This is a genomic window from Pseudomonas sp. P5_152 (genome assembly GCF_033989915.1).
In the GTDB taxonomy this organism is placed as follows: domain Bacteria; phylum Pseudomonadota; class Gammaproteobacteria; order Pseudomonadales; family Pseudomonadaceae; genus Aquipseudomonas.
Genome location: NZ_JASFAH010000002.1, coordinates 2,319,874 through 2,333,693, shown reverse-complemented (window position 1 = coordinate 2,333,693; position 13,820 = coordinate 2,319,874). Strand labels below are relative to the sequence as shown.

The 13,820-nt window shown below is 62.2% G+C and carries 13 protein-coding genes; 8 read left to right on the top strand and 5 right to left on the bottom strand.

Annotated features, from left to right (window positions below; genetic code table 11):
• The first annotated feature begins 10 nt into the window (after positions 1 to 10).
• From rodA to QMK50_RS10575, 8 genes are all read left to right on the top strand, one after another.
• Positions 11 to 1,114: a rod shape-determining protein RodA gene (gene rodA / locus QMK50_RS10610; RefSeq protein WP_162530240.1), complete on the top strand. Its 1,104-nt coding sequence runs from the start codon at positions 11 to 13 to the stop codon at positions 1,112 to 1,114.
• 17 nt (positions 1,115 to 1,131) lie between these two features.
• The gene (mltB, locus tag QMK50_RS10605) at positions 1,132 to 2,142 is read left to right on the top strand and encodes a lytic murein transglycosylase B (protein ID WP_095166304.1); all 1,011 of its coding nucleotides are present in this window, start codon (positions 1,132 to 1,134) and stop codon (positions 2,140 to 2,142) included.
• Between the two features lie 56 nt (positions 2,143 to 2,198).
• Positions 2,199 to 3,155, top strand: coding sequence for a septal ring lytic transglycosylase RlpA family protein (locus QMK50_RS10600; protein WP_371917574.1), 957 nt, complete (start codon positions 2,199 to 2,201; stop codon positions 3,153 to 3,155).
• Between the two features lie 194 nt (positions 3,156 to 3,349).
• Complete coding sequence (locus QMK50_RS10595; RefSeq protein WP_095166309.1) at positions 3,350 to 4,507, top strand: D-alanyl-D-alanine carboxypeptidase family protein; 1,158 nt, start codon at positions 3,350 to 3,352, stop codon at positions 4,505 to 4,507.
• Between the two features lie 80 nt (positions 4,508 to 4,587).
• A complete protein-coding gene (locus tag QMK50_RS10590) occupies positions 4,588 to 4,863 on the top strand; it encodes a DUF493 domain-containing protein (protein WP_008152827.1) in 276 nt (91 codons plus the stop codon).
• Entirely contained in the window at positions 4,863 to 5,510 is a 648-nt protein-coding gene (lipB, locus tag QMK50_RS10585) for a lipoyl(octanoyl) transferase LipB (protein WP_320333087.1), read from the top strand. Before QMK50_RS10590 ends, lipB begins: the two co-directional genes overlap by 1 nt.
• A gap of 1 nt (position 5,511) precedes the next feature.
• The gene (gene lipA, locus QMK50_RS10580) at positions 5,512 to 6,534 is read left to right on the top strand and encodes a lipoyl synthase (RefSeq protein ID WP_095166313.1); all 1,023 of its coding nucleotides are present in this window, start codon (positions 5,512 to 5,514) and stop codon (positions 6,532 to 6,534) included.
• Between the two features lie 82 nt (positions 6,535 to 6,616).
• Positions 6,617 to 7,567, top strand: a complete 951-nt coding sequence (locus QMK50_RS10575; protein WP_159998125.1) for a S66 peptidase family protein — start codon at positions 6,617 to 6,619, stop codon at positions 7,565 to 7,567.
• 115 nt (positions 7,568 to 7,682) lie between these two features.
• On the opposite strand, the gene QMK50_RS10570 is transcribed toward QMK50_RS10575, so the two are convergent.
• The 5 genes from QMK50_RS10570 to leuS all read right to left on the bottom strand — a co-directional run bounded on the left by QMK50_RS10570 (position 7,683) and on the right by leuS (position 13,741).
• Positions 7,683 to 9,005, bottom strand: coding sequence for a lytic murein transglycosylase (locus QMK50_RS10570; protein ID WP_320333086.1), 1,323 nt, complete (start codon positions 9,003 to 9,005; stop codon positions 7,683 to 7,685).
• 61 nt (positions 9,006 to 9,066) lie between these two features.
• On the bottom strand, positions 9,067 to 9,222 hold the full coding sequence (gene arfA, locus QMK50_RS10565) for an alternative ribosome rescue factor ArfA (RefSeq protein ID WP_320333085.1): 156 nt from the start codon (positions 9,220 to 9,222) through the stop codon (positions 9,067 to 9,069).
• 142 nt (positions 9,223 to 9,364) lie between these two features.
• Positions 9,365 to 10,402 carry a DNA polymerase III subunit delta gene (gene holA, locus QMK50_RS10560; RefSeq protein WP_095166320.1) on the bottom strand — a complete coding sequence of 346 codons (1,038 nt, stop codon included), beginning with the start codon at positions 10,400 to 10,402 and terminating at the stop codon, positions 9,365 to 9,367.
• Between the two features lie 39 nt (positions 10,403 to 10,441).
• A complete protein-coding gene (lptE, locus tag QMK50_RS10555) occupies positions 10,442 to 11,047 on the bottom strand; it encodes an LPS assembly lipoprotein LptE (RefSeq protein ID WP_320333084.1) in 606 nt (201 codons plus the stop codon).
• Between the two features lie 87 nt (positions 11,048 to 11,134).
• On the bottom strand, positions 11,135 to 13,741 hold the full coding sequence (gene leuS / locus QMK50_RS10550; protein WP_320333083.1) for a leucine--tRNA ligase: 2,607 nt from the start codon (positions 13,739 to 13,741) through the stop codon (positions 11,135 to 11,137).
• Between the last annotated feature and the right edge of the window lie 79 nt (positions 13,742 to 13,820).

Here is a 13,820-nt window from a genome sequence, read left to right as displayed (position 1 = left end):
CGAGGATGTGATGCGTCGCCGCGCGACGCTGTTGCAACGCATGCACATCGACGGTCCGCTGCTGATCCTGCTGCTGATTCTCGCGGCCGGCAGCCTGTTCGTACTGTATTCGGCCAGCGGCAAGAGCTGGGACCTGCTGGCCAAGCAGGCGACCTCGTTCGGCATCGGCCTGGTGTCGATGGTCATCATCGCTCAGTTCGAACCGCGCTTCATGGCGCGTTGGGTGCCGCTGGGCTATGTGCTCGGCGTGGTGCTGTTGATCGTGGTCGACATCATGGGCCACAACGCCATGGGGGCGACGCGCTGGATCAACATTCCCGGGGTGATTCGCTTCCAGCCCTCGGAGTTCATGAAGATCATCATGCCGGCGACCATCGCCTGGTACCTGGCCAAGCGCACACTGCCGCCGCAGCTCAAGCACGTCGGGGTCAGCCTGATCCTGATCGGCATCCCGTTCATCCTGATCGTGCGCCAGCCGGACCTTGGTACCTCGCTGCTGATCCTTGCCGGTGGCGCCTTCGTACTGTTCATGGGTGGCCTGCGCTGGCGCTGGATCATCAGCGTGCTGGCGGCCACGGTCCCGGTGGCGATCGCCATGTGGTTCTTTGTCATGCACGACTACCAGAAGCAGCGCGTGCTGACCTTCCTCGACCCGGAGAGCGATCCGCTGGGCACTGGCTGGAACATCATCCAGTCCAAGGCCGCCATCGGCTCCGGCGGAGTATTTGGCAAGGGTTGGCTGCTGGGCACCCAGTCGCACCTGGACTTCCTGCCGGAAAGCCACACCGACTTCATCATCGCGGTGATGGGCGAAGAGTTCGGCCTGGTGGGCATTTGCGCCCTGTTGCTGATCTATCTGCTACTGATTGGCCGCGGCCTGGTGATTACCGCCCAGGCCCAGACACTGTTTGGCAAATTGCTGGCCGGCGCGCTGACCATGACGTTTTTTGTTTACGTTTTCGTCAACATCGGTATGGTCAGTGGCCTGTTGCCGGTGGTGGGGGTGCCGTTGCCGTTCATTAGCTACGGCGGAACTTCGCTGGTGACGCTGCTGTCAGCGTTTGGGGTTTTGATGTCGATCCATACCCATCGTAAGTGGATCGCGCAGGTTTGAATAAGGTGAAGAGTTCAATGCAAGTAATGCGTGGCTGGGCGACTCGATACGCTCCGTGGGTCGGCCTGGTAAGCATCCTTGGCACGGCGCCCATGGCGTTGGCCGGCGAATATGAAGGCTCGCCCCAAGTGGCCGAATTTGTCGGTGAGATGACCCGCGACTATGGTTTTGCCGGCGAACAGCTGATGGGCGTGTTCCGTGAAGCCCAGCGCAAGCAGGCGATTCTCGATGCCATCTCGCGGCCTGCCGAGCGGGTCAAGCAATGGAAGGAATATCGCCCGATGTTCCTCACCGATGCACGAATTGCCCGCGGCGTGGACTTCTGGCGTCAGCATGAGGCAGTGCTGGCCCGTGCCGAGCAGGAATACGGCGTGCCGGCCCAGGTGATTGTCTCGATCATTGGGGTCGAAACCTTCTTTGGCCGCAATACCGGCAACTATCGGGTAATCGATGCCTTGTCGACCCTGGGTTTCGACTACCCTCCACGTGCCGAATTCTTCCGCAAGGAGTTGCGTGAGTTCCTGTTGCTGGCGCGCGAAGAGCAGGTCGATCCACTGACGCTCAAAGGCTCATACGCCGGCGCCATGGGCTTGCCGCAATTCATGCCAAGCAGCTTTCGGGCTTATGCGGTGGATTTCGACGGCGACGGCCACATCAATATCTGGACCAACGCCGACGATGCCATCGGCAGTGTCGCCAGCTATTTCAAGCGTCACGGCTGGGAAGCCGGGCAGCCGGTGGTCAGTCTCGCCGAAGTGCGGGGCGATCAGGTCGACCAGGGCCTGACCACCGGGATCGAACCGACGAAAACCGTCGGGGAGTTGCGAGCGCTGGGCTGGTCGAGTCATGATGCGCTGCGCGACGATATGCCGGTCACCGCGTTTCGTCTGGAAGGCGACAATGGCCCTGAATACTGGATGGGCCTGAAGAATTTTTACGCGATCACGCGTTATAACCGCAGCGTGATGTACGCCATGGCCGTACATCAGTTGTCTGAACAGCTGGTCCAAGCACGGGGCGTCAAGTAATGCCGGCATTGCCAATCCGCAAACCCCTGAAGCTGGTGGCTTTCACCGCGTTGTCGATGCTCATGGTCAGTTGTTCGACCAGCCGTGCGCCGCAACCGCAGAAAGCCCCGCCCGCTGTCCGCGCCACGCCGGGACTGGACATCAACCGGGCTCACAAGGACGGCGCGCCGTGGTGGGATGTCGATGTGTCGCGCATTCCCGACGCCACGCCAACCCTGCACACCGGGTCCTACAAGGCCAACCCCTACACAGTGCTGGGCAAGACCTACTACCCGATGCCCGAGTCCAAGCGTTATGTCGAGACAGGGACGGCGTCCTGGTACGGCACCAAGTTCCATGGCCAGAACACCGCCAATGGCGAGGTCTATGACCTGTACGGCATGAGTGCCGCGCATAAGACCCTGCCGTTGCCTGCCTACGTTCGCGTGACCAACCTGGACAACAAGCGCACGGTGGTGCTGCGGGTCAACGACCGTGGGCCGTTCTATTCCGACCGCATCATCGACCTGTCCTACGCCGCCGCGAAGAAACTCGGTTATGCCGAAACCGGTACCGCGCGGGTCAAGGTCGAAGGCATCGACCCGCAAGAGTGGTGGGCGGCCAAGGGCCGGCCAGCACCGTTGATGCTCAATGAGCCACAGGTCGCGCAAAACAGCGGGCCGGTGATCACCGCATCGACCGGCAAGGTCGAGCAATGGACCCCGCCGCCACAGCAGCACGCGGCAGCGGTCGTGCCGATGCAGATCAACGCTAAAAAAAACGCTTCTGTACCAGCCTCTGGCCAGTATCTGCAGGTGGGCGCGTTCGCCAACCCGGACGCTGCAGAGCTCCTGAGATCGAAGCTCAGCGGGATGGTGAGCGCTCCGGTGTTCATCAGCTCTATCGTGCGCAATCAGCAGACCCTGCACCGGGTTCGCCTGGGGCCTATCGGTTCGCCGGGTGAGATTACGCAAGTGCAAAACAGCGTGCGCCTGGCCAATCTCGGTTCGCCGAGCCTGGTGACGGCCGAGTAAGTAACACCTGATTCAAGGTTCGCTTGCGGTATTGGGGGGTGAACCTGAGTTGTTGGCTCGTAGTACAACAAAAGCCCGGCAAGGGTCAGTGAGTGAACAACTGAACACGCGACAACCCCAAGGCCCGTGCCGGGAAGGTTGTCAGATTAGTTTTGCCCGCGAGGGCAGTTTCCATTAGCGATTTCGAGAGACGGATGAACATCACCACCTTTGCCAAACGCCTGTGCCTGCTAGTCCCGCTGCTCCTCTCGCCGTCCGCTTTCGCGGCCGAGATGATGCCGTCGTCACCACAACTGGCCGCCAAGGCCTACGTGCTCATGGACGCCAGCAGCGGCAACGTGCTGGTCGAGAACAACGGTGACCAACGTCTGCCGCCGGCCAGCCTGACCAAGCTGATGACCGCGTACATCGCGACCCTGGAAATCCGTCGTGGCCAGATCGGTGAAAACGATCCGGTGACCGTCAGCGAAAACGCCTGGCGTACCGGCGGTTCGCGGATGTTCATCAAGGTCGGTTCGCAGGTGTCGGTCAGCGACCTGCTGCACGGCATCATCATCCAGTCGGGCAACGACGCCAGTGTCGCGCTCGCCGAGCACATCGCCGGCAGCGAAGACGCGTTCGCCGACATGATGAACAAGACTGCCGCTGACCTGGGCATGACCAACAGCCACTTCATGAACCCGACCGGCCTGCCAAACCCAGAGCACTACTCGTCGGCTCATGACATGGCCATCCTGGCACGCGCGATCATCCACGAAGACCCGGCTCACTACGCGATCTACTCGCAGAAAGAGTTCTTCTGGAACGGCATCAAGCAACCTAACCGCAACCTGCTGCTGTGGCGCGACAAGACCGTCGACGGTCTGAAGACCGGTCACACCGACGAAGCCGGCTACTGCCTGGTGTCCTCGGCGGTACGTGATGGCATGCGCCTGGTCTCCGTGGTGTTCGGCACCAACAGCGACACCGCGCGTGCAGCCGAAACCCAGAAGCTGCTGACCTACGGCTTCCGCTTCTTCGAAACCCAGACGTTCTACCAAAAAGGCGCCGAGCTGGCCCAGGCTCCTGTCTGGAAGGGCACCACCAACCAGGTCAAGGCTGGCCTGGCCCAAGACCTGACCATGACTCTGCCCAAAGGCCAGCTGAAGAAGCTCGCTGCCAGCATGACCATGAACCCACAACTGATCGCGCCAATCGCCAAGGGCGACGTGATCGGTAAAGTCGAAGTCAAGCTGGACGACAAGGTGGTGCACAGCGCCGACCTGATCGCGCTGGACGCCGTCGAGGAGGGTGGTATCTTGCGCCGCATGTGGGATAGCATCCGTCTATTCTTCTTCGGCTTGTTCAACTGATTTAGTGTGGACCTGCATGGCCCCGTTCCGACCTGGAGCGGGGCCATGTCCGTTGCCACGGCTTACGAGGCCGTTACGCCATGACAGATACAGAAGTAAAGGCGCCAAAGATCGAATTCCCTTGCGCGGATTACCCGATTAAGGTGATCGGCGATACCGGAGTGGGCTTCAAGGACAAGATCATTGCGATCCTGGAGAAGCACGCCACCGTAGACCACAAGACCCTGGCCGAGCGCCAGAGTACCAATGGCAAGTACACGACCATCCAGCTGCACATCATTGCCACCGGTCAGGAACAGCTCTACGACATCAATAGCGAGCTGCGGGCTACCGGTTTCGTGCACATGGTGCTGTGATGACCGCACCGCTGGGCTTTCGCGAGCTCGGCCAGTTGGCTTACGAGCCGGTCTGGCAGGCCATGCAGCGTTTCACCAACGAGCGTGGCAGCGAGTGTGCCGACGAGATCTGGCTGGTCGAGCATCCGCCGGTGTTCACCCAGGGCCAGGCCGGCAAGGCCGAACACCTGCTGCTGCCGGGGGAAATCCCGGTAGTGCAGGTCGACCGCGGCGGCCAGGTGACCTATCACGGCCCGGGGCAGTTGGTCGCGTACCTGCTGCTGGATGTGCGCAAGCTGGGGTTTGGCGTGCGGGACCTGGTCAGCCGGATGGAACGCTGCCTGATCGAGTTGCTGGCCAGCTATGGTGTTAGCGCCGTGGCCAAGCCGGATGCACCGGGGGTCTACGTCAACGGTGCAAAGATCGCCTCGCTGGGACTGCGGATCCGCCACGGTTGTTCCTTTCATGGCCTGGCCCTGAACGTGGATATGGACCTTGAGCCGTTCCGACGGATTAACCCCTGTGGCTACGCCGGGCTGGCAATGACTCAGCTGCGTGACCATACAGGGCCGATAGAATTTGCCGAGGTAAGTGCCCGGCTGCGCGCGCAGCTCGTCAAACACCTCGACTATGCTGAGCAGACGACCCTAACGGGCGGAATCGACTGATATGACTACTGATGCAGTGCAAACCATGATCCCGACGCTGGATGTCACCGAGCGTCCGGCCCCGCGTGCCAAGGTTGAAGCCGGCGTTAAGCTGCGCGGCGCCGAGAAGGTTGCACGCATCCCGGTAAAGATCATTCCGACCACCGAACTGCCCAAGAAGCCAGACTGGATTCGCGTGCGTATCCCGGTTTCCCCGGAAGTCGACCGCATCAAGGCCCTGCTGCGCAAACACAAGCTGCACAGTGTCTGTGAAGAAGCCTCCTGCCCGAACCTGGGCGAGTGCTTCTCGGGTGGTACCGCGACCTTCATGATCATGGGCGACATCTGCACCCGTCGTTGCCCGTTCTGCGACGTCGGTCACGGTCGTCCGAAACCACTGGACGTCAATGAGCCGGAAAGCCTGGCCATCGCCATCGCCGACCTGAAACTCAAGTACGTGGTGATCACCTCGGTCGACCGCGACGACTTGCGCGACGGCGGTGCCCAGCACTTTGCCGACTGCATCCGCGAGATCCGCAAGCTGTCGCCGAACGTGCAGCTCGAAACCCTGGTCCCCGACTACCGTGGGCGCATGGACGTGGCGCTGGCCATCACTGCCGCCGAGCCGCCAGATGTGTTCAACCACAACCTGGAAACCGTGCCGCGCCTGTACAAGGCCGCGCGTCCGGGTTCGGACTACCAGTGGTCGTTGACCCTGCTGCAGAAATTCAAGCAGATGATGCCGCACATTCCGACCAAGTCCGGCTTGATGCTGGGCCTGGGCGAAACCGACGAAGAAGTCATCGAAGTCATGAAGCGCATGCGCGAACACGACATCGACATGCTGACCCTGGGCCAATACCTGCAGCCGTCGCGCAGCCACTTGCCGGTGCAGCGTTTTGTGCACCCGGACACCTTCGCCTGGTTCGCCGAGGAAGGTTACAAGATGGGCTTCAAGAACGTCGCTTCCGGCCCGCTGGTGCGTTCCTCGTACCACGCGGACGAGCAGGCCAAGCTGGTCAAGGCCGAGCTGATGTCGTCCTGATCGCTGGGTGAAAGACCAAGGGCCCGCAAGGTTTAGCGCTTTGCGGGCTTTTTTTTAATCGGGTCATAGGGAGGAATCACGGATGACCACTCGCTCTACCGCCATTGTTGCGCCACATACCGCCGTACCGGCGTTACCCGCTGCGGGCCGCATCGCAGTGATTGCGCCCGCAGGTCCGGCGGCCCTGGATACCGAACAGGCGCTGCTCTGGATGCGCACGCGCGGCTACTCGCTGAAGATCTACCCCGGGGTCCTGGAGAAGGACGGTTACCTGGCGGGCAGCGATGAGGTGCGCCTCAATGACCTGCACCAGGCGTTCAGTGACCCGGCCATCGACGCGATCCTGTGCCTGCGCGGCGGTTATGGCAGCCCGCGCCTGCTGGACCGGATCGACTACGAGCTGCTGCGCCGGCATGCCAAGCCGTTTGTCGGCTACAGCGACATCACCGCCTTGCACCTGGCGATCAGTCGCTATGCGGGGTTCGTCACCTTTCACGGGCCAATGCTCAATGCCGACCTGCTGGGGGGCAAACAAGCGCCGACCGAGGCGTCGTTGTTCAGCCTGCTCCGAGGTCAACTGACGGCCGGCAGTCGGCTGGCGCACCCGGTGGCCTACCCATTGACGACCATCGAGCCAGGCATCGCCCAGGGGCGACTGCTGGGCGGTAACCTGTCGATGATCGCCGCCACCATGGGCACGCCGTTCGAAATAGACGCCGACGGGATCATTCTGTTCATCGAAGACATCAACGAGCCGCTGTATCGCATCGATCGGTTGCTGACGCACTTGCGCCTGGCCGGCAAACTCAGCCGCTTGCGCGGGGTGCTGGTGGGGGATGTGGCGGGAGTTGAAAGCGATGCCCTGGCACGCCTGGTCAAGCAGACTTTCGCGCCGTTCGCGATTCCGGTACTGGCCGGCTGGCGCAGCGGCCATTGCGACCCGAACCTGAGCTTGCCGATGGGCGCCCTGGTGACGCTGGATGCGGGGGGCAAGAGCCTGGTGCTGGAACAGGATGTGGTGGTCAGGTTGTAGGAGCGAGCTTGCTCGCGATGGGGTCGGTACATTCAGCATCGCTGGCGCCTGACCCACCGCTATCCCTGGCAAGCGGAGCGCCGCCCGGCCCGCTTGCGGCTTGCTCGCGAGGTTCTTAACGGCTGCGCAAGGCGTCCAGCAGCTTGTGCGTCGGGTAGCCGTCCGCCGGCCAGCCGAATGACTGTTGTGCCGCGCGGATAGCCTTGCGGGTATTGGCGCCGATGATGCCGTCGGGGTTGCCGGCGTCGTAGTTGTGGGTGCTCAGTAGAGTCTGCAATTCAATGCGCTCGGAACGGCTCAGCGGCAGGTCATCCTTGGGCCATTGGCCGTTGATCCGGCCGCCACCGCTGAAGCGCTGGGACAACAGGTTGACCGCCAGGGCGTAGGACGACGAGTTGTTGTACTTGAGCACTGCGCGGAAGTTATCGAGGATCAGGAACGCCGGGCCACGGTAACCGGCCGGCAGCAGCAAGGCGGCGGACAGTTGCTCGGAACCGGCTGGCACGCTGGCGCCGTTGGGCAACTTGACGCCCAGCTGTGTCCATTCGGCGACGGTCTTGCGAATCGCTCCGTCAGCCAGCGAGTAGTTGAAGCTGCTCGGCACCTCGACTTCAAAACCCCACGGCTGGCCTTTCTGCCAGCCAGAGCTTTGCAGGTAGTGCGCGGTGGAGGCCAGCGCATCGGCCGGGCTACCCCAGATGTCGCGGCGCCCGTCGCCATCGAAGTCCACGGCGTGGGTGTTGTAGGTGGTCGGGATGAACTGGGTCTGGCCCATGGCGCCGGCCCAGGAGCCGAGCATCTTCTCGGGGGCGATATCACCTTGTTGCAGAATCTGCAGCGCGGCCAGCAATTGCGCGTGGGCAAAGCCCGGGCGCCGGCCTTCGTAGGCCAGGGTCGCGAGCGAGCGGATTACCGACTTGTCGCCCTGGAAGCTGCCGAAGTTGCTTTCCATACCCCAGACGGAAACCAGTACCTGGCGATCGACGCCGTAGCGCTGTTCGATCGCGCCCAGGGTCTCGGCGTATTGCTCCAGCAGCGCCTGGCCGCGGCGCACGCGCAAGGCTGACAGCGCGCCATCGAGGTATTCCCACACCGGGCGAGAGAACTCTGGCTGGCTGCGGTCGGCGCGGATCACGCTCATGTCCGGGGTGACGCCGGCAAAGGCGCGGTCGAACAGGCTCGGGCTGACACCGGCGGCGAGCGCGTCCTTGCGGAAGTTGGCCTGCCATTGCTCGAAGGTCTGGGTCGGCTGGATTTCGAGATTGTCGCCGGTCGGTACCACCGGCGGGACAATGGCCGGGGCAGTCGGGACAGGAATGGTCTGAAGCGGTTGGGCGTCGGCGGCGGTTGGTTTTTCCGCGCAGGCGACAAGCAGAACGAGGCTTGTGGCAGCGATCAGTTGGCGCAGGTGCCAACGACGGGAAATACTAAAGGGCATGCACAGGTCCAGAGAATACGAATCAGGTGCCGACCTTAACATGTCGAGGGGGTGCTGCGCTTCAAGCGGCCAGAAAGTAAGAAGCCTCCCAGCTTTTAGACTGGAAGGCTTCGCGGTGGTAGCTGCCTTTGCCCTTGGCCGGTTGTTCCTGGCGGCTGCGGAACAATGGCTGGGCGACGATGGATTTGGCCTTGTTGGGCCGCTGTTTTCTGCTCATGGGCGGTGTACTCCTGGGGTGGGTGGTGCGGGGCGAATCATCGGCTGAAGTGAGGGAACTGTCTAGCCCCTACATTATGTAGGACCTTTCGCGCCCGGACGATTTGTAGCCGCTGGCGAAGCCTGCGGTAGCTGCTACAAGATTACTCGGCGGGTAGCATCAGGCGCTGGCCGGCCATCAGCAACGACAGGCGGCTGAGGCTCATCCACGGTGAGCCCGCGGCCTGGCCCTTGATCTGCGCGTCGATGCGTTGCGCTTCGAGCAGCAGTTGCGCCCAGCGGGGCGCCGAGTAGCGTTGCAGGGCCTTGCTCATCAGCGGTTTGCGTTTGTCCCAGACCGGTGGTCGGGCCTGGCTGAAGGCTTTGTCCAGCGGCACGCCCTGGCTGTATTGCAGCGACAGGTTGGCCAGCAGGCGCAGCTCGCGGGCCAGGGCCCAGAGAATCACCGGTGGTTCCACGCCCTCACCACGCAAGCCTTCGAGCATGCGCAGGGCGTGGGCGGCTTCACCGTTGAGAATCGCATCGGTGAGCCCGAACACATCGAAGCGCGCGCTATCGGCCACGGCCGCTTGCACCGTTTCGACCGTGATCTGCCCGCCCTCAGCCATCAGCTTGAGCTTTTCGATCTCCTGGGCGGCCGCCAGCAGGTTGCCTTCGACGCGGGCGGCAATCAGTTCAACGGCATCCTGGCTGGCGCTGAGTCCGGCCTGGGACAGGCGTTGGCGAATCCACTGCGGCAACTGGTTGGCGTCCACCGGCCAGATCTGCACGAACTGGGTCTGCGCGCCTTCGACCAGGGCCTTGCCCCATTTGGTTTTCTGCGCACTGCCGTCGAGCTTGGGCAGGCTGATCAGCAGCAAGGTGTCTTCGGCCGGACGCGAGCAGTACTCCATCAGGGCCGCGGCACCCTTGTCCCCCGGTTTGCCGGACGGCAAGCGCAGCTCCAGCAGGCGTTTTTCGGCGAACAACGACATGCTGGCGCCGGCTTGCAGCAGCGTGCCCCAGTCAAAGCTGGCATCGGCGCTGAAGACCTGGCGTTCATCAAAACCTTGCTGGCGGGCAGACGAGCGAATGGCGTCGGCGGCTTCCTGGCAGAGCAGCGGGTCATCGCCGCTGATGATGTAGACCGGCGCGAGGGCGCCTTGCAGGTGTTTGGCGAGTTGGGCGGGGGCGAGTTTCATAGGGCGGGGCAAACGGGGCGCACAGGCGCCCCGTAAGACTTACTCGGCAGGGACTTGCAGCGGCGACTGGCGCGGGGTGTTCGCTTCAGTCTGTTGCGCCGCTTCCAGCGCATCGGCTTCGGCCTTGGCGCGGGCGTCTGCGGTCTGCTGCAGTTGATCCAGCTGGGCCGGGGTCAGTTGCTGCAAGCGCAACATCATGCGCTGCACCAGGTCGCGACGTATTTCCTTGCGGGCTTCGTCTTCTTCCTGGACGGAGCCGGTGATGTTGCTGCCATCGTGCATGACAACCTTTTGCACTTGCAGTTTGTCGCTGATCAGCGACAGGTTGTTCTGGCCAACGATCTGGTAGTTCAGCACCGTGGTCAGTTCGTTCTCGGCGGTCCGCCCGGCACCGGAGTAGCTCAGGCTGCGCTGGGTGGTCTGTTCGTCGGTGAACACCAGTTTGTACGGTGCGCCGGCAACCACGTTGACGCCGCTGCTTTGCAATACCTGGCGCATCATGACCACGGTTTCGCCATAGGCGTTACGTGCGCTCAGGTCGAGTTCCTTGATTGCCAGTGTGGTAGTACCGGTACCGCGCAGCTGGAAACCGCAGGCGCTCAGCAGGACAGCGAGGCCCATCACCAGCAGATTGCGTTTGATCATCTTGTTGCTCCCCTTGAAACCATGTGGGCCGCTATGGCGCCCGAAAGGTTTTGTTCGGTGCCAGGCCGGGCCTGGCACCTGCTCCAATTAGCTGGCGACGATGTTGACCAGTTTCCCGGGTACCACGATCACTTTACGAATGGTCAGGCCGTCGACGAAACGCAGTACGTTTTCGTTGGCGCGCGCCGCAGCTTCGACCTCTTCGCGGGTGGCGCTGGCCGGCATTTCGATCTGGCCACGCAGCTTGCCGTTGACCTGGATAACCAGGGTCAAGCTGTCCTGGACCAGAGCGCTGTCATCCTGCACTGGCCAGCCGGCGTCGATCACAGGATCGGCGTGGCCCAGTTGATGCCACAGCTCGTGGCTGATGTGCGGGGTGATCGGAGCCAACAGCAAGGTCACGGTTTCCAGGCCTTCGTGAACCAGGGCGCGATCTTGTGCGGTGCCTTGCGGGGCTTTTTCCAGCACGTTCATCAGCGTCATCACCTGGGCAATGGCAGTGTTGAATTTGTGGTTCTGGCCGACGTCGTGGCTGGCCTGCTTGATGGCCAGGTGGATCGAGCGGCGAATGGCTTTCTGCTCGTCGTTCAGGCTGGCGACGTCCACTTTGCCCGGCAGACCCTGGGTGATGTGCGCTTGCGCCAAGCGCCAGACGCGCTTGAGGAAGCGGTGCGAACCTTCGACGCCGGAGTCGGACCATTCCGCGCTCATGTCCGGTGGCGAGGCAAACATCATGAACAGGCGGCAGGTGTCTGCGCCGAACTGGTCAATCATCGACTGTGGGTCAACGCCGTTGTTCTTCGACTTGGCCATCTTCTCGGTGCCACCGATTTCCACCGGCAGGCCGTCGGCAATCAGCTTGGCGCTGATCACTTTGGCCTTGCTGTCGCGCTCCAGCTCGACGTCCGCCGGGTTGAACCAGGTGTAGGCGCCGTTGGCTTCGCGACGGTAGTACGTCTCGGCGATCACCATGCCCTGGGTCAGCAGGTTCTTGAACGGCTCGTTGGAGCTCACCAGGCCTTCGTCGCGCATCAGCTTGTGGAAGAAGCGCGCGTACAGCAGGTGCAGAATGGCGTGTTCGATACCGCCGATGTACTGGTCAACCGGCAACCAGTGGTCGGCCGCGGATTTTTCTACCAGGCCGCCTTCAAAGTGCGGCGAGGCGTAGCGGGCGTAGTACCACGACGACTCGACGAAGGTGTCCATGGTGTCGGTTTCGCGCTTGGCCGGTGCGCCGCATTTCGGGCAGATGCACTCGTAGAACTCAGGCATGCGCGCCAATGGCGAACCAGCGCCGTCCGGTACGACGTCTTCGGGCAATACGACCGGCAGTTGATCTTGCGGCACTGGCACGTCACCGCAGGTTTCGCAGTGGATGATCGGGATTGGGCAGCCCCAGTAGCGTTGGCGGCTGATGCCCCAGTCGCGCAGGCGGAACTGGGTGCGCGAGGCGCCCAGTTCTTTCTTGATCAGGGCCACTTCCATGGCGTCGAACGCGCCCTGGAAATCCAGGCCGTCGAATTCGCCAGAGTTGATCAGCGTACCGTGCTCGCCGTAGGCGTCTTGCCACGGGGCCGGGTTGGTTTCGCCGGCGCTGGTACGCACCACCGATTTGACCGGCAGGTTGTACTTGTGGGCGAATTCGAAATCACGCTCGTCGTGGGCCGGCACCGCCATTACCGCGCCATCGCCGTAGTGCATCAGCACATAGTTGGCGACCCAAACCGGGAGTTTTTCACCGGTCAGCGGGTGCTCGACGAACAGGCCGGTCGGCAGGCCCTTTTTCTCCTGGGTGGCGACGTCGGCTTCGGCCACGCTGCCGCCTTTGCATTCAGCGATGAACGCTTGCAGCTCAGGATTGTTTTTTGCAGCCAGCGAAGCCAGGTGGTGCTCGGCGGCCACGGCGACGTAAGTCGCTCCCATCAAAGTGTCCGGACGGGTGGTGAAGACTTTCAGGGTGCCGGCTTCGCCGATCGAGTCGACGTTGTACGGGAACTGCACTTCCATCCCGCGGGATTTGCCGATCCAGTTGCGCTGCATGGTCTTGACCTGTTCCGGCCAGCCAGTCAGTTCGTCGAGGCTCTCCAGCAGCTCATCCGCGTAGGCAGTGATCTTGAAGTAGTACATCGGGATTTCGCGCTTTTCGATCAGCGCGCCGGAACGCCAGCCGCGCCCGTCGATTACCTGTTCGTTGGCCAGGACGGTCTGGTCGATCGGGTCCCAGTTCACGGTGCCGTTTTTACGATAGATCACGCCTTTTTCGAACAGGCGAGTGAACAGCCATTGTTCCCAGCGGTAGTAATCGGGCTTGCAGGTGGTCACTTCGCGCGACCAGTCCACCGCCAGGCCCAGGCTGCGCAGCTGGGTCTTCATGTAGGCGATGTTTTCGTAGGTCCACTTGGCCGGTGCGACGTTGTTCTTCATCGCGGCGTTTTCCGCCGGCATGCCGAAGGCGTCCCAACCCATGGGTTGCAGGACGTTCTTGCCGAGCATGCGCTGGTAGCGGGAGATCACATCGCCGATGGTGTAGTTGCGCACGTGCCCCATGTGTAGCTTGCCGCTGGGGTAAGGGAACATCGATAGGCAATAGAAAGTCTCCTTGCCTGGCTGTTCACTGACTTCAAAGGACTTTTGCTCGTCCCAGAATGATTGGGCGGCGGCTTCGATTTCACGGGGCTGATATTGTTCGTGCATGGCTACTTTTTAACTGATTAGGGGTGGCCTAATCCTCTTCAATGCAACGCTGGACCTGGATTGCGCCACATGTGGCGTT

Coding starts and splice junctions, on each gene's coding strand:
- QMK50_RS10575 (WP_159998125.1), top strand. CDS start 6,617: ATGACCACTCGCTCTACCGCCATTGTTGCGCCACATACCGCCGTACCG.
- QMK50_RS10600 (WP_371917574.1), top strand. CDS start 2,199: ATGCTCATGGTCAGTTGTTCGACCAGCCGTGCGCCGCAACCGCAGAAA.
- QMK50_RS10590 (WP_008152827.1), top strand. CDS start 4,588: ATGACAGATACAGAAGTAAAGGCGCCAAAGATCGAATTCCCTTGCGCG.
- holA (WP_095166320.1), bottom strand. CDS start 10,402: ATGAAACTCGCCCCCGCCCAACTCGCCAAACACCTGCAAGGCGCCCTC.
- lptE (WP_320333084.1), bottom strand. CDS start 11,047: ATGATCAAACGCAATCTGCTGGTGATGGGCCTCGCTGTCCTGCTGAGC.
- leuS (WP_320333083.1), bottom strand. CDS start 13,741: ATGCACGAACAATATCAGCCCCGTGAAATCGAAGCCGCCGCCCAATCA.
- arfA (WP_320333085.1), bottom strand. CDS start 9,222: ATGAGCAGAAAACAGCGGCCCAACAAGGCCAAATCCATCGTCGCCCAG.
- rodA (WP_162530240.1), top strand. CDS start 11: ATGCGTCGCCGCGCGACGCTGTTGCAACGCATGCACATCGACGGTCCG.
- lipA (WP_095166313.1), top strand. CDS start 5,512: ATGACTACTGATGCAGTGCAAACCATGATCCCGACGCTGGATGTCACC.
- QMK50_RS10595 (WP_095166309.1), top strand. CDS start 3,350: ATGAACATCACCACCTTTGCCAAACGCCTGTGCCTGCTAGTCCCGCTG.
- mltB (WP_095166304.1), top strand. CDS start 1,132: ATGCAAGTAATGCGTGGCTGGGCGACTCGATACGCTCCGTGGGTCGGC.
- lipB (WP_320333087.1), top strand. CDS start 4,863: ATGACCGCACCGCTGGGCTTTCGCGAGCTCGGCCAGTTGGCTTACGAG.
- QMK50_RS10570 (WP_320333086.1), bottom strand. CDS start 9,005: ATGCCCTTTAGTATTTCCCGTCGTTGGCACCTGCGCCAACTGATCGCT.